Here is a 25,066-nt window from a genome sequence, read left to right as displayed (position 1 = left end):
TCCCGAAACTGTTAAGCCTTGTCAGGAAGTGCGTTATTTTGTTGTGACGAAAAATACGTTTTTTCGCCCTGAAAATGCTGGATGTTTGCCCAGGACGCAGCCAATAAAATCCGACGTTGATCAAGTAATGAAAAAAAACAACATCGTTTTTCACAACCGCTTACTTTTCTGCGACGCGCAGGGGTAATATCAAATTCAATCGCATCACGATTTCCCCTTTGTGGAATCGTTTTACCATGAGCGCTTTATCACCCATGAATATGCTGGAAAAAATCCAGTCGCGACTGGAAAACCTTAGCAAATCCGAACGTAAAGTGGCGGAAGTGATCCTCGCAACGCCGGAGCAGGCCATTCACTCCAGTATCGCCGCGCTTGCGCAAGAAGCGGGGGTCAGCGAACCGACGGTGAACCGTTTCTGCCGCAGCCTCGATACGCGCGGTTTCCCTGATTTTAAACTGCATCTGGCGCAAAGTCTTGCCAACGGCACGCCTTATGTTAATCGCAATGTCGATGAAGATGACAGTGTCGAAGCCTACACCGGCAAAATCTTCGAATCGGCGATGGCCAGTCTCGATCATGTGCGTCAGTCGCTGGATATGGCGTCGGTAAACCGCGCGGTGGATTTACTGACCCAGGCGAAAAAAATTGCCTTCTTCGGTCTTGGCTCGTCCGCCGCCGTGGCGCACGATGCCATGAATAAATTTTTCCGTTTTAATGTTCCGGTGGTCTATTCCGACGACATTGTCCTGCAACGCATGAGTTGTATGAATTGTAGCGACGATGACGTAGTCGTGCTGATTTCGCATACCGGGCGAACCAAAAATCTGGTTGAACTTGCGCAACTGGCGCGTGAAAACGACGCCATGGTGATTGCGCTAACCTCCGCAGGTACCCCGCTTGCGCGCGAAGCGACGCTTGCGATCACGCTGGATGTTCCGGAAGATACCGACATTTACATGCCCATGGTTTCCCGCCTTGCGCAACTGACGGTTATCGACGTACTGGCAACCGGGTTCACGTTGCGCAGAGGAGCAAAATTCAGGGATAACTTGAAGCGAGTCAAAGAAGCACTGAAAGAATCGCGCTTTGATAAGGAGCTGCTTGTCAAAAGCGATAACCATTAATAGTTAATAATAAAGCGGTAACCTCTTACGCTGTTCGGCCAGACAAATTGCTCTTCACAGCAGGGCGATACATGACCGAATTCATGTTCACGCAACACCAAGTTGTTTCAGTCAACGGAGTATTACATGTCCAGAAGGCTTCGCAGAACCAAAATCGTTACCACCTTAGGTCCGGCAACCGATCGCGATAACAACCTTGAGAAAGTTATTGCTGCCGGCGCTAACGTGGTGCGGATGAACTTCTCACACGGAACACCGGAAGATCATAAATTACGTGCCGACAAGGTACGTGAGATTGCGGCAAAACTGGGACGTCATGTTGCTATCCTCGGCGACTTACAAGGGCCAAAAATTCGCGTTTCCACCTTTAAGGAAGGCAAAGTCTTCCTGAACATCGGTGATAAATTCCTGCTTGACGCCAACCTGGGTAAAGGCGAAGGCGACAAAGAAAAGGTCGGCATCGACTATAAAGGTCTGCCGGCTGATGTCGTTCCCGGCGATATCCTGCTGCTGGATGATGGTCGCGTACAGCTAAAAGTGCTGGAAGTTCAGGGCATGAAAGTGTTCACCGAAGTCACCGTCGGCGGCCCGTTGTCCAACAATAAAGGCATCAACAAACTCGGTGGTGGTCTGTCTGCAGAAGCGCTGACGGATAAAGACAAAGCGGATATCGTTACCGCTGCAATGATTGGCGTTGATTACCTGGCTGTCTCCTTCCCGCGCTGCGGCGAAGATCTGAACTATGCGCGCCGACTTGCGCGCGACGCAGGCTGTGACGCAAAAATCGTGGCAAAAGTTGAGCGTGCGGAAGCCGTTTGCAATCAGGAAGCGATGGATGATGTGATCCTCGCGTCCGATGTAGTGATGGTTGCCCGTGGCGACCTCGGCGTTGAGATTGGCGACCCGGAGCTGGTGGGTATCCAGAAAGCGCTTATCCGCCGCGCCCGTCAGCTAAACCGCGCGGTGATCACCGCAACCCAGATGATGGAATCAATGATCACCAACCCGATGCCAACCCGCGCAGAAGTGATGGACGTCGCTAACGCCGTCCTGGACGGCACCGATGCAGTCATGTTGTCTGCGGAAACCGCCGCTGGTCAGTATCCTTCTGAAACCGTTGCTGCGATGGCGCGCGTTTGTCTGGGCGCCGAGAAGATCCCCAGCATCAACGTCTCCAAACACCGACTGGATATTCAGTTTGACAACGTGGAAGAGGCCATCGCGATGTCGGCGATGTATGCCGCGAACCACCTGAAGGGTGTAACCGCTATCATCACCATGACTGAATCAGGGCGTACGGCGCTGATGACGTCACGTATCAGTTCGGGTCTGCCGATTTTTGCCCTCTCCCGACATGAGCGCACACTGAACCTGACCGCGTTGTACCGTGGTGTTACGCCGGTCTATTTCGATAGCTATACCGATGGCGTTGCCGCAGCCAATGATGCAGTTATCCTGCTGCGTGATAAAGGCTATCTGCTCTCCGGCGACCTGGTCATTGTGACTCAGGGCGACGTGATGGGCACCATCGGCACCACCAACACCACGCGTATTCTGACCGTCGAATAATGACTGTGTAGAATGCAAAAGGCCTCCCTGTTCAGGAGGCCTTTTTTATGCGTTATTTTTTTGGATACAGCTCGTCGCGCCTGTACGGCTCGGTTTCTCCGGGTTTGCGCGTTTTGAGCAATTTCAGGATCCAAGTGTATTGTTCCGGATGCGGGCCAACAAACACCTCCACCTCTTCATTCATCCGGCGCGCAATCGTGTTATCGTCCGCGGTCAGTAGATCGTCCATCGGCGGGCGCACCTGCACAATCAGCCGATGCGTGCTGGCATCATACACCGGGAAAAGGGGTACCACGCGTGCACGGCAGACTTTCATCAGGCGGCCAATCGCCGGCAGCGTTGCTTTATAGGTGGCAAAGAAATCGACAAACTCACTCTGTTCCGGGCCGTGATCCTGGTCCGGAAGATAGTAGCCCCAGTACCCCTGGCGCACGGACTGGATAAAAGGTTTGATGCCGTCATTACGTGCGTGTAAACGCCCACCAAAACGACGACGCACCGTGTTCCACACGTAGTCATACACTTTATTTCCCTGGTTGTGGAACATCGCCGCCATTTTCTGCCCCTGTGATGCCAGAAGCATTGCAGGAATATCCACACCCCAGCCATGCGGAACCAGGAAAATCACATTTTCACCGTTGCGACGCAACTCATCAATGATCTCATTTCCCTGCCACTCCACACGCGGCAAGATTTTTTCCGGGCCACGAATCGCCAGCTCGGCCATCAGTACCATTGCCTGCGGCGCGGTAGCGAACATCTCATCGATGATTGCTTCCCTTTCGGCTTCGCTTTTTTCCGGAAAGCAGTAAAACAAATTGATTTGTGCACGACGACGCGCGCTTTTACCGAATTTCCCCGCCAGGCGCCCCAGCTTACCCAGCAACGGATCGCGCACTGAGGGGGGGAGCATCGCCACGCCAGCAAAGGCCAACACGCCCAACCACGCGCCCCAGTTACGCGGGTGACGGAATTCAGGTTCGAACTCCGGAATGTATTCACTGTTATTTTTTTTCGTTTCCATGCATCTTCCGCAGGCCAGACATCAAGTCAGAAAAGATAATCTGATAGTGTAGCGAGCCGTTATCTTTCACACAAAAGAAAAAGCCGACGCGGCTAAGGCATCGGCTTTATACGCACATTTCTTAAACGAATCAGTCGAGAGTGAGCTGCGGTACGACCTCTTTCACCTGGGCCAGGTAATCTTTACGATCCGACCCTGTCAGCCCTTCCGTTCTTGGCAACTTCGCCGTTAACGGGTTCACCGCCTGTTGGTTGATCCACACTTCATAATGCAGATGCGGCCCTGTAGAGCGCCCGGTGTTACCAGAGAGTGCAATGCGATCGCCACGTTTCACTTTCTGCCCCTCTTTCACCAGCAATTTACGCAGGTGCATATAACGTGTGGTGTAGGTGCGACCATGACGGATAGCGACATAATAGCCTGCCGCGCCGCTACGCTTCGCCACAACCACTTCACCGTCACCCACAGAAAGCACTGGCGTCCCCTGTGGCATGGCAAAATCGACACCTTTATGTGGTGCAACGCGACCGGTCACCGGATTCAGACGGCGCGGGTTAAAATTCGACGACACCCGGAACTGTTTTGACGTCGGGAAGCGCATGAAACCTTTCGCCAGCCCGGTGCCGTTGCGGTCGTAAAACTTACCGTCTTCGGCCCGAATGGCATAATAATCCTTACCGTCTGAGCGCAAACGCACTCCCAGAAGCTGACTCTGCTCCTGCTTACCCTCCAGCATCTCACGGGACATCAGCACAGAGAACTCATCCCCTTTTTTCAGCTTGCGGAAATCCATTTGCCACTGCATCGCTTTGATTACTGAGCTAATTTCGCTATTAGTCAGCCCGGCCTCGCGTGCGCTGCCAACAAAACTCCCGCCAACGGTGCCTTTCATGGCAGTGTTCACCCAGTCGCCCTGTTGCAGCTCACTGCTCATTTTGAACGCACCGCTTTCGGTACGATCATAAGTGCGGGTTTCACGACGGGACATCTCCCAGGTCAGGCGTTGCAGATCGCCATCCGCGGTTAATGTCCAGGAAAGCTGCTGACCAATTTTAAGGTTGCGCAACTCTTTATCTGCATCGGCGAGCTGACTGATATCGCCCATATCGATGCCGTATTGATTGAGGATGCTGCTCAGGGTATCGCCTGTAGAAACCACATATTCATGTACGCCCGCTTCGCTGGCGGTTTTGTCATCCAGGTCATCCTGCGGGATATCTTCCACTTCGTCAGGCAGGGTCTGATCAATAGGTTCGCTGGCTTCAGGCAGTAAAGAACGGATTTCGTTCTTTTTGAGTTCGATGGTTTTGACGATCGGCGCGGAAGTCGATTCCGGGTGATACACATAAGGCCGCCAGACGGCGACCGTAAGAGTGAGAACGGTAAGCGACCCCAGCATGACGCGATGGGGCCGCGGTAAACTGTTAAATGCCAGGGCGACAGAGCGGGCTATCTGTTGCACGTATTCACTTCCTCGTTATTCTCCTTTCAGGCAGCTCACATACTGGTTAGACAATTGGGCAAGGAACTGCGGGTAGCTCTCTTTACCTAACTTGATACTGATCCCGAGTGGATCCAACGTCCCCATTCGAACGGATGTCCCTCTGGCAACAGCTTCAACGACCGCTGGCCTGAACTGTGGCTCAGCAAAAACGCAGGTTGCTTTTTGCTCAACCAACTGTGTTCTGATTTCATGTAAACGCTGCGCACCGGGTTGAATTTCAGGGTTGACGGTAAAATGGCCGAGGGGCGTCAGCCCGTAGTGTTTTTCAAAGTAGCCATAGGCGTCATGAAAAACGAAATACCCCTTCCCTTTCAGCGGTGCCAGCTCGTCTCCGACCTGTTTATCGGCCCGGGCTAATGATGCCTCAAATGCCTGCAGGTTGGCGTCCAGCTTTGCTCGACTTTGCGGCATAACTTCCACTAATTTATCGTGGATTGCAACCGCTGACAGCCGCGCTATCTCTGGCGAGAGCCACAGATGCATGTTGTAATCGCCATGATGGTGATGTTCGTCACTTTTTTCTTCTTCATGGGAAGGACCTTCGTGATCATGCTCGTCGTCATCAGCCCCTTTCATGAGCAGCGTTTTCACGCCATCAAGTTCCGCCATTGTCACCCTTTTATCCGCCGGGATTTGCTGCGCGGATTTCGCCATAAACGCTTCCATATCCGGTCCGACCCAAAAGACTAAGTCCGCGTTCTGTAAGCGTTTTACATCAGACGGGCGAAGTGAATAATCATGCTCAGAAGCACCATCAGGCAGCAACACGTCCGTCGGGGTAACGCCATCTGCAATGGCCGACGCAATAAAACCCAGCGGCTTTAATGAGGTTACAACGGCAGCGTTAGCAGTTTGTGCTGCCCCACCGAGGAGAGCAGCGGATAACGCTGCGCAAAGAAGCGTATTTTTATGTAACATAATGCGACTACTGATCGTAATGAGTGTGTGGGATGTGATATTATAACATTCGACAACTTGTGCAACCCCTTAGATGCTATGACGAATCTTGTAACGCTCGAAAAAGTCACCGTCGCGTTTGGCCAACGACGCGTTTTATCTGACATTTCGCTTAAATTATGCCCCGGTAAAATCCTTACTCTGCTCGGTCCGAATGGCGCGGGCAAATCCACGCTGGTGCGTGTGGTGCTTGGGCTGGTAGCACCGGATGCCGGGATGATCAAACGCGACAGCAACCTGCGTATCGGCTATGTGCCACAAAAATTGCAACTGGACACGACCCTGCCGCTGACCGTGGGGCGCTTTCTGCGCCTGCGTCCAGGCACGCGCAAAGACGAGATCATTCCGGCCCTGAAACGAGTACAGGCAGCCCATCTGGTGGATGCACCCATGCAAAAACTTTCCGGCGGGGAAACTCAGCGTGTATTGCTTGCACGTGCATTGCTTAACCGCCCGCAATTGCTGGTGCTCGATGAACCTACTCAGGGCGTTGACGTCAATGGTCAGGTCGCGCTGTACGATCTGATCGACCAGCTTCGTAAAGAGCTGGATTGTGCCGTACTTATGGTCTCACACGACCTGCATCTGGTAATGGCGAAAACCGATGAAGTGCTGTGCCTGAATCATCACATCTGTTGTTCCGGTACGCCGGAAGTTGTCTCCATGCATCCGGAGTTTATCTCCATGTTTGGCCAACGCGGTGCAGAACAACTCGGCATCTACCGCCATAATCATAACCACCGCCACGATTTACAGGGACGCATCGTACTGCGCCAAGGTAATGGACGCTCATGATTGAACTATTACTGCCCGGCTGGTTTGCCGGGATTATGCTGGCCTGCGCCGCCGGGCCGCTGGGATCATTTGTCGTCTGGCGTCGGATGTCCTATTTCGGCGATACGCTGGCACACGCCTCCCTGCTGGGAGTGGCATTTGGTTTTCTGCTCGATGTAAATCCGTTTTATGCCGTTATCGCCGTGACGCTGTTACTGGCAGCCGGTCTGGTTTGGCTGGAGAAACGTCCTCAACTGGCGATCGACACACTCCTCGGTATCATGGCACACAGCGCGCTGTCACTGGGTCTGGTCGTGGTCAGTCTGATGTCAAATATTCGCGTTGATCTGATGGCGTATCTGTTCGGTGATCTGCTGGCAGTCACACCGGAGGATTTACTGGCTATCGCACTGGGCGTGGCGATTGTTCTGGGAATTTTACTCTGGCAGTGGCGCAACCTGCTGTCGATGACCATCAGCCCCGAACTGGCATTTGTCGATGGTGTAAAACTGCAACGCGTAAAACTGTTGCTCATGCTGGTTACCGCTCTGACCATCGGTGTGGCAATGAAATTTGTCGGCGCGCTGATTATTACATCGCTGCTGATTATTCCCGCCGCAACCGCCCGCCGTTTTGCCCGTACGCCGGAACAAATGGCAGGCGTGGCTGTTGGCATCGGAATGATTGCAGTGACAGGAGGGCTGGCCTTCTCCGCGCTTTATGATACACCGGCGGGTCCGTCCGTGGTGCTGTGCGCTGCGCTGCTGTTTATCTTCAGCATGTTCAAGAAAACCACCAATTGAATGGTGTACCGGGAGCGATGCGAGATGCTCCCGGTATTCTGCTTTACGGCATTTCCGGCGGCGTTATACCGAAGTGATTCCACGCTCTGACCGTTGCCATTCTTCCGCGCGGAGTTCGCTGTAAAAAGCCCTGCTGAATAAGGTACGGCTCCAGCACATCTTCGATAGTTTCCCGCTCTTCACCAATGGCCGCCGCCAGATTATCCAGACCAACCGGCCCACCGAAGAACTTATCTATCACCGCCAGCAGCAGTTTGCGATCCATATAGTCAAACCCTTCGGCATCCACATTCAGCATGTCGAGTGCCTGGGCGGCAATGTCAGCCGAAATATCGCCGTTATGCTTCACCTCAGCAAAGTCACGCACCCGACGCAGAAGGCGGTTAGCGATACGCGGCGTACCACGCGAGCGACGCGCCACTTCCAGCGCACCTTCGTCACTCATTTCCAGCCCCATAAACCGCGCGCTACGGCCCACAATGTGCTGCAAATCCGCCACCTGGTAAAACTCCAGGCGCTGCACAATACCGAAACGATCGCGTAGCGGAGAGGTTAGCGAACCCGCACGGGTTGTCGCGCCAATCAGGGTAAACGGTGGCAAATCAATTTTGATTGAGCGCGCCGCCGGGCCTTCGCCAATCATAATATCCAGCTGATAATCCTCCATCGCCGGATAGAGCACCTCTTCCACAACGGGTGAAAGGCGGTGGATTTCATCAATAAACAGTACGTCGTGAGGCTCAAGATTCGTCAGCATCGCCGCCAGATCGCCCGCTTTTTCCAGCACCGGACCGGACGTTGTGCGCAGATTGACGCCCATTTCGTTCGCCACAATATTGGCCAACGTGGTTTTCCCCAACCCGGGGGGGCCGAAGATCAGCAGATGGTCGAGTGCGTCACCACGCAGTTTAGCCGCCTGGATAAAGATCTCCATTTGCGAACGCACCTGCGGTTGACCAATGTACTCCGCGAGCATTTTCGGACGAATAGCGCGATCCGCAATCTCTTCCACATTGCTACTGGCAGGCGCCACCAGACGGTCTGCTTCAATCATCCTCTACCTCACAACGCTGCGCGTAGCGCTTCACGGATCAGGGTTTCACTGTTTACGTCCGGACGGGCGATTTTGCTGATCATCCGGCTGGCTTCCTGTGGTTTATAGCCCAGCGCCACCAGCGCAGCAACCGCTTCTTGCTCCGCATCGTCCGATACCGGGCTTGCAGGCGAAGCCAGCACCAGATCAGCAGCAGGAGTGAACAGGTCGCCATGCAGACCTTTAAAGCGATCTTTCATCTCTACAATCAGGCGTTCAGCCGTTTTCTTGCCAATACCGGGCAACTTGATCAGCGCCGCGGGATCTTCACGCTCGACCGCATTGACAAACTGCTGCGCCGACATGCCGGAGAGGATCGCCAGCGCCAGTTTCGGCCCGACGCCGTTGGTTTTTATCAGTTCGCGAAACAGCGTCCGTTCCTGTTTATTGTTAAAGCCGAACAGCAGTTGCGCATCTTCACGCACCACGAAATGGGTAAAGACAATGGCCTCTTTACCGGCATCCGGTAGCTCGTAAAAACAGGTCATTGGCATATGGACTTCATACCCCACCCCTCCTGCTTCCAGCACCACTAACGGGGGTTGTTTTTCGACAATAATGCCTCTGAGTCTGCCTATCACGTGACGCTCCTGCGCTAAGGGCTGAAGTTGTAATGCTGTATCATAAAAAAAGGCTGGATAGATATCCAGCCGAATATACAGGAAAAGCGCGAGGGTGATTCAGGAATTCGCGTAATATGCAGCGTCTGCAAGATCCGTAAGCAAATCACGCTGCCCTGGTTGCCAGCCCAGAACTTTACGGGTGCGCTCGCTGGACGCCGCCATTTCCGTAGCAGCAAAGGTGGCAAACCATCCAAAGTGTTCCGCGTCGCGTGATTCCGCAGGAACCCCAAGCATATTGCCTATTGCGATGGCAATGTCGCGCATCGGGATCCCTTCTTCCGCCACGGCATGGTAAACCGGCTGTGTGACACCCGTTTCCAGCGCCAACCGGTACACCTTTGCCGCATCCAGCCGGTGAACTGCTGCCCAGCGGTTTTCCCCGTTCCCAGGCCAGGCGGCAACACCCGTTTTTTTCGCCAGCGCAATCAGGTTCGGCACAAAACCATGATCGCCAATGCCATGAACCGTTGGGGCGAGACGAATGCTGGCGGTGCGTACGCCTTTTTCAGCCAGCATCTGTGCGGCTTGTTCCGAACGACGCAGGTATTCTGGTCCCGTGCCCGGTTTATCGTCTTCCGTTGCCAGACGCCCTTGGACCAGCCTCGCAAAGCCGGAAGTGACCAGCAACGGGCGTTCACTCCCCAGTAACGCGTTACCCAGTACCTCAATGGCATGCTGGTCCTGCGCGCAGTTATCCGCAAAACGGGAGAAGTCATGATTAAAAGCCGTGTGGATCACCGCATCCGCCTTTGCTGCGGCATCAAACAGCAGTTGATGATCGTCCAGCGTCCCGTATACCGCCTTCCCCCCTGCGTTCAGCAACGCCTGCGCTTTACCCGGATTCCGGGCCAGTCCACTCACCTGGTGCCCTGCGGCCAGTAATTCCGCCGCCACTGTTGCGCCTACCCAACCGGTCGCGCCCGTCAGAAAAACATGCATGCGTGTGTCTCCTTATGTTGACTCGCGCAGTTATCCTGATGAATATCCATAACAGAGAAAAGTAGTGACATTATCGTGGTATAAGGACTAACAGGATGCAAAGCGTGACTCAGCCGAAAGATCTCGGTCAGTACCTGAAATCCCGCCGCGCGCAGCTCGATCCTCTCGCGCTGGGTTTTCACACCACGCGCAGGCGCACGCCAGGGCTGCGTCGGGAGGAAGTGGCACATCTGGCCTGTATCAGCGCAACCTGGTACACATGGCTTGAGCAAGGGCGTGGCGGTACGCCTTCTGCTGAAGTACTTGAACGGATTTGTCAGGCGCTACGCCTCTCTGAGCGCGAGCGCGAACATGTGTTTCACCTCGGGCTGGGCCGTGCGCCTGGCGTGCATTACAGCCCAACCGGAACCGTAAGCGAACGCCTGCAAAAGGTGCTGGATCATATGCCGCTCAGCCCGGCGATGATCCGTAACGCCACCTGGGATGTGGTGGCCTGGAATAAAGCGGCCACTGTGGTGATGGCAGATTATCCCTCCCTCCCCCCACAGCAGCGCAATATCTTGCGGCGCATGTTTCTTAATCCTCACGTACGCGCTATGCAAACAGACTGGCATGGGCTGACGCGTTTTCTGGTGGCAGCCTTTCGCGCCGATGCAACCCGTGCCGGCGCTTCCGCTGAGATCCGCCCGTTAGTCGAGGAACTGAGCGCCGCTTCACCCGAGTTTGCCCGGCTATGGCAGAGCAATGATATCGAGGGGATGGCGGAAGGGACAAAGATCCTGCTGCACGGTCATGTCGGCAGGCTGTCGCTTGAGTACTCGAGTTTTTCTGTTGAGGGGCAACCTGATCTGACGATGGTGGTCTATAACCCTTCAACCGAGGAAGATGCGGAAAAAATCAGTTCGCTGTTATAAAAAAAGCGCCAGCATGTGGCGCTTTTCACCGTAATCTTCCGCGCGCCAGGTTAAGCCGGGAACTGCTGACTTGCAGGGCGTTCTGGCTAACATGGCAGTGGGTGATGGCGATCGCCAGTGCATCGGCGGCATCCGCCTGTGGGTTAGCGGGAAGTTTCAGCAAGGTACGCACCATATGCTGCACCTGACTTTTTTCCGCGCTACCAATGCCAACCACCGTCTGTTTCACCTGACGGGCGGCATATTCGAATACCGGTAACGCCTGATTCACCGCGGCAACAATCGCCACGCCGCGTGCCTGTCCCAGCTTGAGCGCCGAATCGGCATTTTTCGCCATGAATACCTGTTCGATAGCAAAAAAATCGGGCTGAAACTGGGTGATGATTTCCGTCACGCCTGCATAAATCAGCTTCAGGCGCGACGGTAAATCGTCCACTTTTGTCCGGATACAGCCGCTACCAAGATAGGTTAACTGCCGCCCGGTCTGGCGGATCACACCATAACCGGTGACGCGTGACCCCGGGTCAATACCGAGAATAATCGCCATCATGCGTCTCCGGTTATATGCAGATTAAGCGACATCAGAGCGTCGCTGCGACCTCATCTGAGATCTCACCGTTATGGTAAACTTCCTGCACGTCGTCACAATCTTCCAGCATGTCGATCAGACGCAGTAGTTTCGGTGCCGTTTCTGCGTCCATGTCCGCTTTGGTGGACGGGATCATAGACACTTCTGCGTTGTCGGCTTTCAGACCGGCTGCTTCCAGCGCATCGCGCACAGCACCCATCTCTTCCCACGCGGTGTAAACGTCAATTGCGCCGTCATCAAAGGTCACCACATCTTCTGCACCGGCTTCCAGCGCCGCTTCCATAATGGTGTCTTCATCACCAGCATCAAAAGAGATCACCCCTTTTTTGCTGAACAGGTAAGCCACAGAGCCGTCGGTGCCCAGGTTACCACCGCATTTGCTGAACGCATGACGCACTTCGGCAACGGTACGGTTACGGTTGTCACTCAGACACTCCACCATCACCGCGGTGCCGCCAGGGCCGTAACCTTCGTAAATGATGGTTTCCATGTTCGCATCGTCATCGCCACCGACACCGCGTGCAATTGCGCGATTCAGGGTGTCGCGGGTCATGTTGTTCGACAGCGCTTTATCCACTGCTGCGCGCAGACGCGGGTTGGAGCCGATATCGCCGCCGCCCAGACGCGCTGCCGTGACCAGCTCACGAATGATTTTGGTGAAGATCTTACCGCGCTTGGCATCCTGTGCTGCTTTGCGGTGTTTGGTGTTGGCCCATTTACTATGACCTGCCATAAAAAACTCTCCAAGAAACCGCCCGATCAGGCGGTATGAATTACAAACTCTTCAATCGCCTCCCGGTTGCTCCACGACTTGGTTAATGCAGCCGCTTGCGGCGCATCAACCCAGCGGTAGGCCAGATGTTCGCTAAAAACAATCTGCCGCTCGTGTGGCAACGCGAGACAAAACCAGGACTCGCTGTTATGCGTAATGCCCGGTGCGTAGCGATGACGTAAATGACTAAAAATTTCATACTCCACCGTGCGCTGACAGTCGACTAAGGTCAGTTGCTCAAGAGCAATATCAATGTCGACCTCTTCCTTTACTTCACGCATGGCGGCCTGCAACGCGGTTTCCCCTGCTTCCAGGCTGCCGGTAACCGACTGCCAGAAATCAGGATCGTCGCGTCGCTGCAGCATTAGCACCCGTTTCGTATCCTGTGCGTAGATCACGACCAGCACCGAAACGGGATGCTTAAATGGCATGTTACTTGTTCTCCGCAGACTCTTTTTTCAACACCGCAATACCCAATTCAGCCAGTGCCGCCGGGTTGGCGAAGCTCGGTGCTTCAGTCATCAGACAGGCGGCTGCCGTCGTTTTCGGGAAAGCGATAACGTCGCGGATATTGTCTGTACCGGTCAGCAACATGGTCAGGCGATCCAGACCAAACGCCAGGCCAGCATGCGGCGGTGTACCGTATTTCAGTGCGTCCAGCAGGAAGCCAAACTTCTCACGCTGTTCCTGCTCGTTAATGCCCAGAATACCAAACACGGTCTGCTGCATTTCACCGTTGTGAATACGCACCGAACCACCGCCCACTTCATAACCGTTAATGACCATATCGTAGGCGTTGGCAACGGCATCTTCCGGCGCGGCTTTCAGCTCTGCGGCAGACATGTCTTTCGGCGAGGTGAACGGATGATGCATTGCCGTCAGACCGCCTTCACCGTCATCTTCAAACATCGGGAAGTCGATCACCCACAGCGGCGCCCATTTGGCTTCGTCGGTCAGGTTCAGATCTTTACCCAGTTTCAGACGCAGCGCGCCCAGCGCATCGGCAACGACTTTTTTGTTGTCCGCGCCAAAGAAAATCATATCGCCATCTTGTGCGCCAGTGCGTGTCAGGATCGCGCTGACGATATCAGCGTTGAGGAATTTCGCCACCGGGCTGGTGATGCCTTCCAGGCCTTTTGCTGCTTCATTGACCTTAATATAGGCCAGACCTTTCGCGCCGTAGATTTCGATGAATTTGCCGTAGTCGTCAATCTGTTTACGGCTGATCTGTGCGCCGCCTGGCACACGCAGCGCAGCAACACGCCCTTTGGCGTCGTTGGCCGGGCCGGAGAAAACTTTGAACTCAACGTCTTTGAGCAGGTCAGCAACGTCCACCAGCTCCATCGGGTTACGCAGATCCGGTTTATCGGAACCGTAACGGCGTTCGGCTTCAGCAAAGGTCATGATCGGGAAATCACCCAGATCCACGCCTTTAATCTCCAGCCACAGCTGACGTACCATCGCTTCCATCACTTCACGCACCTGCGGCGCGGTCATGAAGGAGGTTTCCACATCAATCTGGGTGAATTCCGGCTGACGGTCAGCACGCAGGTCTTCGTCGCGGAAACATTTTACGATCTGATAGTAGCGGTCAAAACCGGACATCATCAGCAGCTGTTTGAACAACTGCGGGGACTGCGGCAACGCGTAGAATTTACCTTTATGCACACGGCTTGGCACGAGGTAGTCGCGCGCGCCTTCCGGCGTGGCTTTGGTCAGCATTGGGGTTTCAATGTCGAGGAAGCCGTGGTCATCCATAAAGCGACGGACAAAGCTGGTGATTTTCGCACGCGTTTTCAGGCGCTGAGCCATTTCCGGACGACGTAAATCGAGATAGCGGTATTTCAGACGCGCTTCTTCGGTGTTGACGTGGTTGGAATCCAGCGGCAAGGCTTCAGCGCGGTTGATAATGTTCAGCGCAGTCGCGAACACTTCCACTTCGCCGGTAGCCATATCTTTGTTGACGTTTTTCGCATCACGGGCGCGTACGGTGCCGGTAATCTGAATGCAGAACTCATTACGCAGTTCGGAAGCGAGCTGGAACGCATCCTGATGGTCCGGGTCGAAAAACACCTGCACGATGCCTTCACGATCGCGCATATCAATAAAGATAAGGCTACCGAGGTCACGACGACGATTGACCCACCCACAAAGCGTTACTTGCTGTCCCACATGGGACTGATTGAGCTGCCCGCAATATACTGTACGCATGAGATATCCCTTAATTAGCTGCGTGCGACCCGTCACCTGCGGTGCAGGTGCTTAGGTAGCAGCTATTTTCGTATGTCACAACTGGATGAAAAAAGGGGGCTATTATACTGGAAATTCTGCCTGACGATAAGCCCGCGACTGACTGTACGCGCGTTTGCTGCGCGCTTATTGCGCATTCTCACAAAATTTAACAAAAATTGTAAACCGCGCGCGACGCCACAACGCGTAAGGTAGCTACCGACGTCATTCATTTTTCAGGAGTTAATATGCTGGAACTCAACGCTGAGAAAACCGCGCTGGTCGTGATCGATTTGCAGGAAGGCATCCTGCCTTTCGCCGGTGGCCCGCATACGGCGCAGGAGGTGGTTCAACGTGCCGCTGCGTTGGCGGACACATTTCGCGCCAAAAGTGCGCCGGTCGTGCTGGTGCGCGTCGGCTGGTCAGTGGATTTCGCTGAAGCGCTGAAACAGCCGGTAGATGCTCCGGTCGGTGGTCATGCTCTACCTGCAAACTGGTGGGATTACCCGGTCGCGCTGGGTAAAAAAGCGAGCGACATCGAAGTGACAAAACGCCAATGGGGCGCGTTCTACGGTACCGACCTGGAGTTGCAATTACGCCGTCGCGGCATTGACACCATTGTGCTGTGCGGTATTTCGACCAATATTGGCGTCGAATCCACCGCCCGTAATGCCTGGGAGCTCGGCTTCTCGCTGGTGATCGCAGAAGATGCTTGCAGCGCGGGCAGTAACGAACAACATCAAGGCAGTATGACTTACATTTTTCCACGTATTGGCCGTGTTCGCAGCACGGATGAGATCATCAACGCATTATGATTTATATCGGCCTGCCGCAGTGGTCGCACCCGGAATGGGTGCGCCTTGGCATCACCAGTCTCGAAGAGTATGCCCGGCATTTTAATTGCGTCGAAGGCAATACCACGCTCTATGCTCTGCCCAAAGCAGAGGTAGTAAGCCGCTGGCGCGATCAAACCACCGACGATTTTCGCTTCTGCTTTAAATTCCCTGCTACCATTTCCCACCAGGCGGCGCTGCGCAACTGCGCCGACCTGACCACGGAATTTTTTACCCGCCTGTCGCCGCTGGCAAACCGTATTGGTCAGTACTGGATCCAGTTGCCTGCCACGTTCGGACCGCAGGATTTACCTGCGCTGTGGGCTTTTATTGACAGTTTGCCGCCAACGTTTACTTATGGTGTTGAAGTCCGGCATCCAACTTTTTTTGCCAAAGGCGAGGAAGAAAAAGCGCTGAATCAGGGGTTTCATGCCCGCGGCGTTAATCGGGTGATCCTGGATAGCCGTCCAGTGCACAGCGCCGTCGCACACAGTGAAGCCATTAAAGAAGCACAGCGTAAAAAACCCAAAGTCCCGGTACATGCGCTGGTCACCGCTCACAACCCGCTGGTGCGTTTTATCGGCAGCGATAATATGCAACAAAACCGGGAATTGTTTGCCGTATGGCTCAGTAAATTGCCGCTTTGGGAGCAAACCACCACGCCCTATCTCTTTTTGCACACGCCGGATATTGCCCAGGCACCGGAACTGGTAGAAACGCTATGGCAGGATTTGTATACAGTACTGCCCTGCATTGGCGACGCGCCCGCCATTCCCCGGCAATCTTCTCTTTTCTGACTGAACCCCCTATCATTGTAAAGCGGTCACCAAGCCTTAAAGGGAGTTAGTATGGTTAGCGCGCTTTATGCCGTGTTGGGTGCGTTGTTGCTGCTGAAGTTTTCATATGATGTGGTACGTCTGCGTATGCAGTATCGCGTAAGCTATGGGGATGGCGGATTTAGCGAGCTACAAAGCGCGATTCGTATCCATGGCAACGCGGTAGAATACATACCCATTGCGCTCATCCTGCTGCTCTTTATGGAGATGGACGGCGCGCAAACCTGGATGGTTCATGTTTGCGGGTTGCTGCTGATCGCAGGTCGCCTGATGCATTATTACGGCTACTATCATCGGCTGTTTCGCTGGCGTCGTTCCGGCATGAGTGCCACCTGGTGTTCGCTGGTGCTGATGGTGCTGGCAAACCTGTGGTATATGCCCTGGGAGTTGGTTTTCTCCCTGCATTAGCGCACAATACGCCCCTTTGTTTTCCCGGATATTTACACTATGTCTCACCGCGACACGCTTTTTTCCGCGCCTATCGCCAGCCTGGGTGACTGGACTTTTGATGAACGGGTAGCCGAAGTCTTCCCGGATATGATCCAGCGTTCCGTACCGGGTTACTCCAATATTATTTCGATGATCGGCATGCTGGCGGAGCGCTTCGTGCAGCCCGCTACGCAGGTCTACGATCTGGGATGTTCGCTGGGCGCCGCTACGCTCTCCGTGCGCCGTAACATTGCACACCCGGCGTGCAAAATTATCGCGGTGGACAACTCCCCGGCGATGGTTGAACGTTGCCGCCGCCACATCGATGCTTATAAAGCCCCAACGCCGGTTAGCGTTATTGAAGGCGATATCCGCGATGTTCCCATCGAAAACGCCTCAATGGTCGTGCTCAATTTTACCCTGCAATTTCTCGAACCCGACGATCGTCTGGCGCTATTGAAGAAGATCCACCAAGGGCTGAACCCCGGTGGCGCGTTGGTACTGTCGGAGAAATTCAGTTTTGAAGACAGCGTCGTCGGCGAACTGTTATTCAACATGCACCATGACTTCAAACGTGCGAACGGTTACAGCGAGCTGGAAATCAGTCAGAAACGCAGCATGCTGGAAAACGTCATGTTAACGGATTCCGTTGAAACGCATAAAGCCCGTCTGCGCGCCGCCGGTTTTGAACACAGCGAGCTGTGGTTCCAGTGCTTTAACTTTGGCTCTCTGGTAGCCCTGAAGGCGGATGCTGAATGATTGAGTTTGGTCGTTTTTATCAGCAAATTGCCGTGGGCCCCTTAGCTCACTGGCTGGATACCCTGCCCGCCCAACTCTCCGCCTGGCAACGTGAAGCACTGCACGGACAGTTTAAACAGTGGAACAACGCTGTTGAGTTTTTGCCTCTTATCACACCAGCGGAACTGGATTTGGTTCATGGCGTAAGTGCGTCCAGCGCTGAACCGCTGAGTGCGGGGCAACTGAAAGGGATGGAAACCCTGCTGCGCAATCTGATGCCATGGCGTAAAGGACCCTTTTCACTCTACGGTATTGATATCGATACCGAATGGCGTTCCGACTGGAAGTGGGAACGTGTTCTGCCGCATCTCTCTGATTTGACCGGGCGCACAATCCTCGATGTTGGATGCGGTAGCGGTTATCACCTGTGGCGCATGATTGGCGCAGGCGCGCAGCTCGCGGTTGGGATTGATCCGACACAGCTTTTTTTGTGTCAATTCGAAGCCGTGCGTAAGTTACTGGGCGACGATCGCCGCGCCCATTTGTTGCCACTGGGAATCGAACAACTACCGGCGCTCAATGCCTTTGACACCGTCTTTTCGATGGGTGTGCTCTATCATCGCCGCTCACCGCTGGAACATCTGTGGCAGTTAAAAGATCAACTGGTTAAAGAGGGTGAACTGGTGCTGGAAACACTGGTGATCGAAGGTGATGAACATGCCGTTCTGGTGCCAGGCGATCGCTATGCGCAGATGCGCAACGTCTATTTTATTCCTTCCGCGTTGGCGCTGAAAAACTGGCTGGAGAAATGCGGTTTTGTCGATGTGCGTATCGTCGATATGAGTGTTACCAGTAGCAACGAGCAACGGCGCACGTCATGGATGACCAGCGAGTCGCTGGCGGATTTCCTCGACCCGACAGACACCACAAAAACCATTGAAGGCTATCCCGCGCCACTGCGTGCTGTGCTGATTGCCCGTAAACCGTAAGATAAAAAAAGGCCCCTGTTAATGGCAGGGGCCTGGTACAAGCAAACATCACATTGGGCGACATGATGCGCGGTAAAAACTGGTTTCAGGGGTGATAAGCAACCATCATCTGCTTCATCAACGCCACTGTATTTCCGTCAACGCCATAGCGGGCATATTCATCCGCACTGGCATCTGAAGACATCGACAACCCCTTATTGCGATAACGCATCGGCGACGCTGTCCAATTGCCTGCCGAGCTATGCACCTCTTTTACGCCTGCAGAAAGGAACAGTGAGAGGTTATCCGGGCGCACACCTGCGCCTGCCATAATGATTGGAACACCGGACCGGGCATTAAGTTCCCTGATTAATGAAAGTCCTTTTTCCGCCGACGCCTGTTGCCCTGACGTCAGAATGCGCGAAACGCCTAACTCCGCTAATGAATCAAGGGCTTGCACAGGATCGGCGCACATATCGAAAGCCCGATGAAAAGTAACCGCCATTCCCTGCGCCGCGCTCATCACGTCACGCATTCGCGCCAAATCAACATCGCCGTCCTCATTAAGAATACCGGTGACCAGGCCGGGAAAGCCGAGCTTATGGAGAAAGTGAATATCATCAAGCATGGTGGCAAATTCATCTTTGCGATAGCAAAAATCACCGCCGCGCGGGCGCACTATCGGATGCACCGGAATCGTCACCGCCTGGCGAATGCTTCTCAGCGCGCCATAGGACGGGGTTAAGCCCCCTTCTTTCGGTGCTGCGCAAAATTCAATGCGATCTGCACCGGACTGCTGAGCGATTACCGCGTCTTCGACGCCATAACAACAAATTTCCAGTATGCTCATCACTCCTCCCTTTTCTTTATCATGGCTTGTGGCTTGTTTCGTTCAGTCGGTTTTTGCTCACCTTCACAGGCGGTGTGTCACCCCTCGCTGGCGACGATGTCTTCAATCGTCCAGGGGTGAAATTTCACCGTCACCCTGCCATCTGTCACCGCCAGCGTTGGGTTTGGCAGACGCTCACGCTCGCCTTTGGGTGAACTGGTTTTTACTGACACCCCCGGCTGGCTCAGGCCTTCGTCCGCCAAAAGCGCCAGCGCGCGCGCATTCAATGTCTCCGGCGCCCCCGGCAATACGATCTCGATATGTTCCCAGCCTTCGTGGGGATACCGTTTTTCACCTGGCCATGGCAGCTCAATGACGGTGAATTGCCAGTGCGCAACACACAGCGGTTCATGCAGTTTAAACAGGCAAATCGGTCGACCATTAATCCTGTTCTCCGAGAGCAGTTCACCACACCGTTCAAAACCGCGCCGCCAGCGCTCTGCGGTGGTATTTTGATGACAACGTAGCGAAATATGGTCGGCGTTTAATGGTGCAATATTCAGTCCAAGACGGGTAGTAAATTTCTGCAAGTCGTCAGTGAAACGCGGCAAATCTTCCACGATATCCTGCAACTCTTCGATAGTTTGCCAATTACTCATAACAGTGCCCGTAAGTCATCACAAAGCGCATAATCTACCGTGTTATGCAGTGCTGACGCCACCGGGCATTTGCAGTATACTCCCGCCTTTATTAAACACCCGGACGCCGCCCCTGTTACGCGGCGTCCTAAATGTAAGGTATCCCGGTGAATATTCAGGCTCTTCTCTCAGAAAAAGTCAGTCAGGCCATGATTGCTGCAGGCGCCCCCGCAGATTGCGAAGCGCAGGTACGTCAGTCCGCAAAAGTTCAGTTTGGCGACTATCAGGCTAATGGCGTGATGGCAGTTGCAAAAAAACTGGGCATGGCGCCGCGACAACTGGCCGAGCAGGTCCTGACGCACCTCTCTCTGGACGGGATTGCCAGCAAAGTTGAAATTGCCGGTCCTGGTTTTATCAATATTTTTCTTGCGCCGGAATTTCTTGCGCAGCAGGTCACCCTGGCGCTGGCATCGGATCGTCTGGGCGTCACTCGTCCGCAGCCACAAACCATCGTTATCGATTACTCTGCACCGAACGTGGCAAAAGAGATGCACGTTGGTCACCTGCGTTCCACCATTATCGGTGATGCATCCGTACGTACGCTTGAATTTCTCGGTCATAACGTGATTCGCGCGAACCACGTCGGCGACTGGGGTACCCAGTTCGGTATGCTGATCGCCTACCTGGAGCTGCAACAGCAGGAAAATGCGGGTGAAATGGCGTTGGCCGACCTGGAGGGCTTCTACCGTGAAGCCAAAAAGCATTATGACGAAGATGCCGCCTTTGCCGAACGCGCGCGCGGATATGTGGTGAAACTGCAGGGCGGCGACGAGTACTGCCGCGAAATGTGGCGCAAGCTGGTTGACATCACCATGAGTCAGAACCAGAAAACCTATGAACGCTTAAACGTCACCCTGACCCGTAAAGATGTGATGGGTGAAAGTCTGTATAACCCGATGCTGCCAGGTATTGTTGCCGATCTGCGAGCAAAAGGCCTGGCGGTAGAGAGTGAAGGTGCGACGGTGGTATTCCTCAACGAGTACCAGAATAAAGAAGGCGAGCCGATGGGCGTCATCATTCAGAAAAAAGATGGCGGCTACCTTTACACCACCACGGATATCGCCTGCGCCAAGTACCGTTATGAAACGCTGCATGCCGATCGCGTGCTCTATTACATCGACTCCCGCCAGCACCAACACCTGATGCAGGCGTGGACGATTGTCCGCAAAGCAGGCTATGTGCCGGATTCCGTTCCGCTGGAGCACCATATGTTCGGCATGATGCTGGGCAAAGATGGCAAACCGTTCAAAACCCGCGCGGGCGGCACGGTTAAACTTGCCGATCTGCTCGATGAAGCGCTGGAGCGCGCCCGTCGCCTGGTGGCGGAGAAAAATCCGGATATGCCTGCCGATGAGCTGGAAAAACTGGCGAATGCTGTCGGTATTGGCGCCGTGAAATATGCCGATCTGTCGAAAAACCGTACCACTGACTACGTGTTTGATTGGGACAATATGCTGGCCTTCGAAGGCAACACCGCGCCTTATATGCAATATGCATACACCCGTGTGTTGTCTGTGTTCCGCAAAGCGGGCATTGAAGAGAGCGTGCTGGAAAACGCCCCGGTGATGATTAGCGAAGAGCGTGAATCACAGCTGGCCGCACGTCTGTTGCAGTTTGAAGAAACCCTGAGCGTGGTTGCGCGCGAAGGCACACCGCATGTAATGTGTGCTTATCTGTATGATCTTGCAGGTCTGTTCTCCGGTTTCTATGAGCATTGCCCGATCCTCAGCGCGGACAGCGACGAAATCCGCCTTAGCCGCCTGAAACTGGCCCTGCTGACCGCGAAAACGCTGAAGCTGGGTCTGGATACGCTGGGGATCGAGACTGTCGAGCGTATGTAAGCGCTAATGCCGGGTGGCTGACACACGTTACCCGCCCTGCACAATCGCATTTGTCCTCATTGTCAGGTATAAAAAACCCCGGCGTTCCGGGGTTTTTCTTTTGCCGTATTGTCAGAAATATTTGCGCAAATACTCCGTCAAACAGAGCATCGCCATCGCCTGACCATACGGCATGGAAGTCAGTGGGATCTGGCGATAAAACGCCAGATTACTGCCCATCCCGGTACCAAACGATACCTGCAACAACTCCCCTTCCGGCGAAATGTGACCCACAATTGCCTTCACTGCTTTCTCTGCCACTTCCGCGTAATCCGCGCTGATATAGCGCTTACGCAACGCTTTTAGTATGCCGTACGCAAACCCGGCGGTAGCGGAGGCCTCCAGATAAGAGTCGGCATCATCCAACAGCGTGTGCCACAACCCACTCTCGTGCTGGCAGCTGGCAAGGGCAGCGATCTGCGCATTCAGCACCTGCACCAGATAGCGGCGTACCGCGTTATTTTCCGGCAGATCCACCAGTTCGAGGAAATCCGGGATCACAATAGTCAGCCAGCTATTGCCGCGCGCCCAGCGGGCGCGGGCGAAGTTGTGCTGCCCGTCGTAATTCCAGCCGTGAAACCACAAGCCGGTTTCTCTGTCCATCAGGTTCTGCACATGGAGCAGGAACTGATATACCGCTTCCTCAACATACTCTGCCCGGTTAAGCAGCTTACCGATTTTTGCCAGCGGCAGGACCGTCATCATCAGGGTGTCGTCCCACATCTGCTGGTGGTTTTCCTCCGCCAGTGTGATGTGCTGCATACCGCCATGCTCAGTGCGTGGCATCTCATACATCGCCCACTCAGCCCAGCTTTCAAGCCATGGCAGATAGCTCGGGTTGCCGGTTTCCTCATAGCGATACGCCAGCGTCAGAAAGGGGGCCATGGTGTTGACGTTCTTCGTGGTAGCACCTTCAGCAAAGCGCTCGGCGAACCAGTTATCAATCAGCTCACGGACGGTTTCATCCCCTGTCTGGCGATAATACTGATACATGCCGTACAAACCGACACCATGAGTCCACTCCCAGCCAGCCCAGCCTTTGGTATCAATCACACGCCCATCGTCGAGCCGCAATAAAAACTCGCCGGTGTTATCATGTATATTCACGAGGTTATGCGTGATCTTGCGAATCAATGCCTTCAGTTCATCACGGGCGATAAACCGCTCTGGCTGACGCAATAACGGACTGTGTTTGACAGGCCAAACCTTCATATTTCTCACCTCAGTTATAAGTCGATTTCAGTGACGCGCCTTTCTTCAGGGAGGGTGCGGCTGGTTTATTCCGATTCAGGTAGCCGATATTGTTATTGCCCCACAGCGATTCGTATGGCATACCCGCCAGCATCTCCACGGTTTCACGTGCCTGTGGCGTGATGCTTTCTGGCATTGCGCGACCGCTTTGGCGCATTTTGGCCGTCTCTTCGCGCAACACGCTGTGCGTTTTCAGGTTCAGCTTAAAGCGCAGCGAGACAAGGAAGCCGCAGCACAGCACCGCAATGGTGCCAAAGCACATGATCATCAGGATGGTATGGCTCACTTCCGGTACCTGCGTTTTTTGCCCGGAAACAAAGCCCGACGCCTGCATCACAATCCCTACCAGCATCACCGCACCCGCCTGCGAGGCTTTGCGTGTCAGGGTCATAATGCCGGCGAAAATACCTTCGCGACGCTGGCCGGTTACCACTTCGTCAATATCGGCGATGTAGGTGTAGGTATTCCACGGAACATAGTTGATGCCGCCCCGGCCCAGACCCGCAACGGCAGAAACCAGCAGCAGTAACGCGTAAATGTCGCTTAATCCCGCCCAATAAAGGATGCCGTAAGAGGCAGCACTCAGACCAAACAACACCACAACCATACGGTACGACGGCGCAGGCCCGAAACGGATGCACAGCGGGATCATGGCGATAACAGCGATAAACTGGAAAATTGCCATCGTGCCAAGCAGGTTAGACGCGAGAGAGGCTTCTTGCATCAGCACAAACACCACGTAATAGGTGAACACCGCGTTAAATACGTCTTGTGCGATATAACCACCGAGGTACATACCGAGGTGCTGACGGAAAATTTTAATACGCAGCGTTGAACTAAGTTCAACAAACAGGCGGCGCAGACTCTGCCCCAGGGTGAGGCTCTTTTTCTCTTCCTCTGCACGCAGAGCCGCTTCGGTCCACTCTTCACGCGGGCGTTCCCAGGTGAAACACCAGACAAACGTCAGCATCAATGCGCACAGTACCGAGAACACCAGGCTTGCATAGAAGAAGGAGATCGGGTTTTCTTTACCGAAGTGTGTCAGCAGAACTCCAGGCAGGAAAGAGGCCAGAATCGCCGACATTTGCGCCATAGAAATGCGCGCCCCGGAGAATTTAGTTTTCTGTTTAAAGTCATCCGTCATTTCCGGTACCAGCGTTTCGTACGGCACCAGAATCATGGTGTAAACCACATCGAACAACAGATAGGTCAGCAGGTAATACCAGAAACTCATCTCCCCTATCCACATCATCGAATAGCTGAAAACGCAGGGAATACCGAGCAGGATAAAGAACTTACGACGACCAAAGCGTTTACCCAGCCAGGTCGTGCCGAAGTTATCGGTTAAAAAGCCCATCAGCGGACTGACGACAGCATCCAGCACCCTCGCGGCTGCAAAGATAAATGTCGCTTCGATAGGCGTCAGGCCACAGAAGGTTGTGTAGAAATAAAGTAACCATGCTGCGGTCAACGCGGTCGTACCCGCCCCCAGAAAGTCGCCTGAACCGTAGGCGAGGTAATTAGCCAATCCAATTTTTCGTGTTTTCATTGCCGTCAACCCTATTCATTATTGGGGACCCCTGGCATTACGGCTGGCCAAAGGAAATGCTTACACGGCTAAAGTAAGAGGATGCGCCATGGGAAACCTTTCTGTTTCTGCCAGTAAACGGGCGGCCCTGGCAAAAATGCA

Annotated in this window: 25 protein-coding genes; 11 read left to right on the top strand and 14 right to left on the bottom strand. The window is 54.1% G+C overall.

Features of this window, described 5'->3' with window-relative positions; translation table 11 throughout:
• The first annotated feature begins 254 nt into the window (after positions 1–254).
• Positions 255–1,124, top strand: a complete 870-nt coding sequence (locus tag GA0061071_RS13370; RefSeq protein WP_061496684.1) for a MurR/RpiR family transcriptional regulator — start codon at positions 255–257, stop codon at positions 1,122–1,124.
• A gap of 126 nt (positions 1,125–1,250) precedes the next feature.
• Positions 1,251–2,693 (top strand): pyruvate kinase, encoded by a 1,443-nt coding sequence (gene pyk, locus GA0061071_RS13365; protein WP_061496686.1) that lies wholly within the window; start codon positions 1,251–1,253, stop codon positions 2,691–2,693.
• Between the two features lie 52 nt (positions 2,694–2,745).
• Here the strand turns inward: pyk and lpxM are convergent, their stop codons facing one another.
• The 3 genes from lpxM to znuA all read right to left on the bottom strand — a co-directional run bounded on the left by lpxM (position 2,746) and on the right by znuA (position 6,139).
• Positions 2,746–3,717: a lauroyl-Kdo(2)-lipid IV(A) myristoyltransferase gene (gene lpxM / locus GA0061071_RS13360; RefSeq protein ID WP_061496688.1), complete on the bottom strand. Its 972-nt coding sequence runs from the start codon at positions 3,715–3,717 to the stop codon at positions 2,746–2,748.
• A gap of 130 nt (positions 3,718–3,847) precedes the next feature.
• Positions 3,848–5,179: a murein DD-endopeptidase MepM gene (gene mepM / locus GA0061071_RS13355; RefSeq protein WP_061496690.1), complete on the bottom strand. Its 1,332-nt coding sequence runs from the start codon at positions 5,177–5,179 to the stop codon at positions 3,848–3,850.
• A gap of 15 nt (positions 5,180–5,194) precedes the next feature.
• Positions 5,195–6,139 carry a zinc ABC transporter substrate-binding protein ZnuA gene (gene znuA, locus GA0061071_RS13350; RefSeq protein WP_088237941.1) on the bottom strand — a complete coding sequence of 315 codons (945 nt, stop codon included), beginning with the start codon at positions 6,137–6,139 and terminating at the stop codon, positions 5,195–5,197.
• Positions 6,140–6,217: 78 nt separating this feature from the next.
• On the opposite strand from znuA, the gene znuC reads away from it, so the two are divergent.
• Complete coding sequence (znuC, locus tag GA0061071_RS13345; protein ID WP_088237942.1) at positions 6,218–6,973, top strand: zinc ABC transporter ATP-binding protein ZnuC; 756 nt, start codon at positions 6,218–6,220, stop codon at positions 6,971–6,973.
• Positions 6,970–7,755, top strand: coding sequence for a zinc ABC transporter permease subunit ZnuB (gene znuB, locus GA0061071_RS13340; RefSeq protein ID WP_061496696.1), 786 nt, complete (start codon positions 6,970–6,972; stop codon positions 7,753–7,755). Before znuC ends, znuB begins: the two co-directional genes overlap by 4 nt.
• Before the next feature lie 43 nt (positions 7,756–7,798).
• On the opposite strand, the gene ruvB is transcribed toward znuB, so the two are convergent.
• The 3 genes from ruvB to GA0061071_RS13325 all read right to left on the bottom strand — a co-directional run bounded on the left by ruvB (position 7,799) and on the right by GA0061071_RS13325 (position 10,410).
• Complete coding sequence (ruvB, locus tag GA0061071_RS13335; RefSeq protein ID WP_061496699.1) at positions 7,799–8,809, bottom strand: Holliday junction branch migration DNA helicase RuvB; 1,011 nt, start codon at positions 8,807–8,809, stop codon at positions 7,799–7,801.
• A gap of 8 nt (positions 8,810–8,817) precedes the next feature.
• Entirely contained in the window at positions 8,818–9,429 is a 612-nt protein-coding gene (ruvA, locus tag GA0061071_RS13330) for a Holliday junction branch migration protein RuvA (protein ID WP_088237943.1), read from the bottom strand.
• 99 nt (positions 9,430–9,528) lie between these two features.
• Positions 9,529–10,410, bottom strand: a complete 882-nt coding sequence (locus GA0061071_RS13325; protein ID WP_088237944.1) for an SDR family oxidoreductase — start codon at positions 10,408–10,410, stop codon at positions 9,529–9,531.
• Positions 10,411–10,505: 95 nt separating this feature from the next.
• Between GA0061071_RS13325 and GA0061071_RS13320 the strand changes: the two genes are divergently transcribed.
• Positions 10,506–11,324, top strand: a complete 819-nt coding sequence (locus GA0061071_RS13320; protein WP_088237945.1) for a helix-turn-helix transcriptional regulator — start codon at positions 10,506–10,508, stop codon at positions 11,322–11,324.
• Positions 11,325–11,349: 25 nt separating this feature from the next.
• Here GA0061071_RS13320 and ruvC read toward each other — a convergent pair whose 3' ends face one another.
• From ruvC to aspS, 4 genes are read right to left on the bottom strand one after another with little or no spacing between them, the layout of a single operon-like run.
• A complete protein-coding gene (gene ruvC / locus GA0061071_RS13315; RefSeq protein ID WP_061496707.1) occupies positions 11,350–11,871 on the bottom strand; it encodes a crossover junction endodeoxyribonuclease RuvC in 522 nt (173 codons plus the stop codon).
• A 34-nt stretch (positions 11,872–11,905) separates the two neighbouring features.
• Complete coding sequence (locus tag GA0061071_RS13310) at positions 11,906–12,646, bottom strand: YebC/PmpR family DNA-binding transcriptional regulator (protein ID WP_045511314.1); 741 nt, start codon at positions 12,644–12,646, stop codon at positions 11,906–11,908.
• Positions 12,647–12,672: 26 nt separating this feature from the next.
• The gene (gene nudB, locus GA0061071_RS13305) at positions 12,673–13,116 is read right to left on the bottom strand and encodes a dihydroneopterin triphosphate diphosphatase (protein WP_061496709.1); all 444 of its coding nucleotides are present in this window, start codon (positions 13,114–13,116) and stop codon (positions 12,673–12,675) included.
• 1 nt (position 13,117) lies between these two features.
• Positions 13,118–14,896 (bottom strand): aspartate--tRNA ligase, encoded by a 1,779-nt coding sequence (aspS, locus tag GA0061071_RS13300; RefSeq protein WP_061496711.1) that lies wholly within the window; start codon positions 14,894–14,896, stop codon positions 13,118–13,120.
• Positions 14,897–15,162: 266 nt separating this feature from the next.
• Between aspS and GA0061071_RS13295 the strand changes: the two genes are divergently transcribed.
• The 5 genes from GA0061071_RS13295 to cmoB are packed head-to-tail and all read left to right on the top strand — an operon-like array spanning position 15,163 to position 18,739.
• Positions 15,163–15,729, top strand: a complete 567-nt coding sequence (locus tag GA0061071_RS13295; protein ID WP_061496713.1) for a hydrolase — start codon at positions 15,163–15,165, stop codon at positions 15,727–15,729.
• The gene (locus tag GA0061071_RS13290) at positions 15,726–16,544 is read left to right on the top strand and encodes a DUF72 domain-containing protein (protein ID WP_088237946.1); all 819 of its coding nucleotides are present in this window, start codon (positions 15,726–15,728) and stop codon (positions 16,542–16,544) included. The genes GA0061071_RS13295 and GA0061071_RS13290 overlap by 4 nt, the downstream gene beginning before the upstream one ends.
• A 51-nt stretch (positions 16,545–16,595) precedes the next feature.
• Positions 16,596–16,991: an MAPEG family protein gene (locus GA0061071_RS13285; RefSeq protein ID WP_061496717.1), complete on the top strand. Its 396-nt coding sequence runs from the start codon at positions 16,596–16,598 to the stop codon at positions 16,989–16,991.
• Between the two features lie 39 nt (positions 16,992–17,030).
• Positions 17,031–17,771, top strand: coding sequence for a carboxy-S-adenosyl-L-methionine synthase CmoA (cmoA, locus tag GA0061071_RS13280; protein ID WP_088237947.1), 741 nt, complete (start codon positions 17,031–17,033; stop codon positions 17,769–17,771).
• Entirely contained in the window at positions 17,768–18,739 is a 972-nt protein-coding gene (gene cmoB / locus GA0061071_RS13275; RefSeq protein WP_061496720.1) for a tRNA 5-methoxyuridine(34)/uridine 5-oxyacetic acid(34) synthase CmoB, read from the top strand. The genes cmoA and cmoB overlap by 4 nt, the downstream gene beginning before the upstream one ends.
• Before the next feature lie 85 nt (positions 18,740–18,824).
• Here the strand turns inward: cmoB and cutC are convergent, their stop codons facing one another.
• Both cutC and GA0061071_RS13265 read right to left on the bottom strand, forming a co-directional pair.
• Positions 18,825–19,568, bottom strand: a complete 744-nt coding sequence (gene cutC, locus GA0061071_RS13270; protein ID WP_061496722.1) for a copper homeostasis protein CutC — start codon at positions 19,566–19,568, stop codon at positions 18,825–18,827.
• A gap of 77 nt (positions 19,569–19,645) precedes the next feature.
• A complete protein-coding gene (locus tag GA0061071_RS13265; RefSeq protein ID WP_061496724.1) occupies positions 19,646–20,206 on the bottom strand; it encodes a VOC family protein in 561 nt (186 codons plus the stop codon).
• 146 nt (positions 20,207–20,352) lie between these two features.
• On the opposite strand from GA0061071_RS13265, the gene argS reads away from it, so the two are divergent.
• Positions 20,353–22,086, top strand: coding sequence for an arginine--tRNA ligase (gene argS / locus GA0061071_RS13260; RefSeq protein WP_088237948.1), 1,734 nt, complete (start codon positions 20,353–20,355; stop codon positions 22,084–22,086).
• A 111-nt stretch (positions 22,087–22,197) separates the two neighbouring features.
• On the opposite strand, the gene bglB is transcribed toward argS, so the two are convergent.
• Entirely contained in the window at positions 22,198–23,337 is a 1,140-nt protein-coding gene (gene bglB, locus GA0061071_RS13255) for a beta-galactosidase BglB (protein WP_088237949.1), read from the bottom strand.
• A 10-nt stretch (positions 23,338–23,347) separates the two neighbouring features.
• Positions 23,348–24,925: an MFS transporter gene (locus GA0061071_RS13250; RefSeq protein ID WP_061496729.1), complete on the bottom strand. Its 1,578-nt coding sequence runs from the start codon at positions 24,923–24,925 to the stop codon at positions 23,348–23,350.
• Positions 24,926–25,066: the final 141 nt, after the last annotated feature.

The sequence above is a fragment of the Kosakonia oryzendophytica genome (assembly GCF_900094925.1).
Lineage (GTDB): Bacteria > Pseudomonadota > Gammaproteobacteria > Enterobacterales > Enterobacteriaceae > Kosakonia > Kosakonia oryzendophytica.
The sequence above is the reverse complement of the archived record's forward strand: the minus strand, read 5'-3'. Positions and strand labels throughout refer to the sequence as shown.

Excerpts from the sequence above, each read along its gene's own strand:
- cmoB (WP_061496720.1), top strand. The coding sequence starts at position 17,768 with ATGATTGAGTTTGGTCGTTTTTATCAGCAAATTGCCGTGGGCCCCTTA.
- znuB (WP_061496696.1), top strand. The coding sequence starts at position 6,970 with ATGATTGAACTATTACTGCCCGGCTGGTTTGCCGGGATTATGCTGGCC.
- ruvC (WP_061496707.1), bottom strand. The coding sequence starts at position 11,871 with ATGGCGATTATTCTCGGTATTGACCCGGGGTCACGCGTCACCGGTTAT.
- GA0061071_RS13250 (WP_061496729.1), bottom strand. The coding sequence starts at position 24,925 with ATGAAAACACGAAAAATTGGATTGGCTAATTACCTCGCCTACGGTTCA.
- GA0061071_RS13325 (WP_088237944.1), bottom strand. The coding sequence starts at position 10,410 with ATGCATGTTTTTCTGACGGGCGCGACCGGTTGGGTAGGCGCAACAGTG.
- GA0061071_RS13285 (WP_061496717.1), top strand. The coding sequence starts at position 16,596 with ATGGTTAGCGCGCTTTATGCCGTGTTGGGTGCGTTGTTGCTGCTGAAG.
- GA0061071_RS13290 (WP_088237946.1), top strand. The coding sequence starts at position 15,726 with ATGATTTATATCGGCCTGCCGCAGTGGTCGCACCCGGAATGGGTGCGC.
- znuC (WP_088237942.1), top strand. The coding sequence starts at position 6,218 with ATGACGAATCTTGTAACGCTCGAAAAAGTCACCGTCGCGTTTGGCCAA.
- cmoA (WP_088237947.1), top strand. The coding sequence starts at position 17,031 with ATGTCTCACCGCGACACGCTTTTTTCCGCGCCTATCGCCAGCCTGGGT.
- pyk (WP_061496686.1), top strand. The coding sequence starts at position 1,251 with ATGTCCAGAAGGCTTCGCAGAACCAAAATCGTTACCACCTTAGGTCCG.
- GA0061071_RS13295 (WP_061496713.1), top strand. The coding sequence starts at position 15,163 with ATGCTGGAACTCAACGCTGAGAAAACCGCGCTGGTCGTGATCGATTTG.
- ruvB (WP_061496699.1), bottom strand. The coding sequence starts at position 8,809 with ATGATTGAAGCAGACCGTCTGGTGGCGCCTGCCAGTAGCAATGTGGAA.
- GA0061071_RS13265 (WP_061496724.1), bottom strand. The coding sequence starts at position 20,206 with ATGAGTAATTGGCAAACTATCGAAGAGTTGCAGGATATCGTGGAAGAT.
- aspS (WP_061496711.1), bottom strand. The coding sequence starts at position 14,896 with ATGCGTACAGTATATTGCGGGCAGCTCAATCAGTCCCATGTGGGACAG.
- GA0061071_RS13320 (WP_088237945.1), top strand. The coding sequence starts at position 10,506 with ATGCAAAGCGTGACTCAGCCGAAAGATCTCGGTCAGTACCTGAAATCC.
- znuA (WP_088237941.1), bottom strand. The coding sequence starts at position 6,139 with ATGTTACATAAAAATACGCTTCTTTGCGCAGCGTTATCCGCTGCTCTC.
- nudB (WP_061496709.1), bottom strand. The coding sequence starts at position 13,116 with ATGCCATTTAAGCATCCCGTTTCGGTGCTGGTCGTGATCTACGCACAG.
- GA0061071_RS13370 (WP_061496684.1), top strand. The coding sequence starts at position 255 with ATGAATATGCTGGAAAAAATCCAGTCGCGACTGGAAAACCTTAGCAAA.
- cutC (WP_061496722.1), bottom strand. The coding sequence starts at position 19,568 with ATGAGCATACTGGAAATTTGTTGTTATGGCGTCGAAGACGCGGTAATC.
- lpxM (WP_061496688.1), bottom strand. The coding sequence starts at position 3,717 with ATGGAAACGAAAAAAAATAACAGTGAATACATTCCGGAGTTCGAACCT.
- GA0061071_RS13310 (WP_045511314.1), bottom strand. The coding sequence starts at position 12,646 with ATGGCAGGTCATAGTAAATGGGCCAACACCAAACACCGCAAAGCAGCA.
- bglB (WP_088237949.1), bottom strand. The coding sequence starts at position 23,337 with ATGAAGGTTTGGCCTGTCAAACACAGTCCGTTATTGCGTCAGCCAGAG.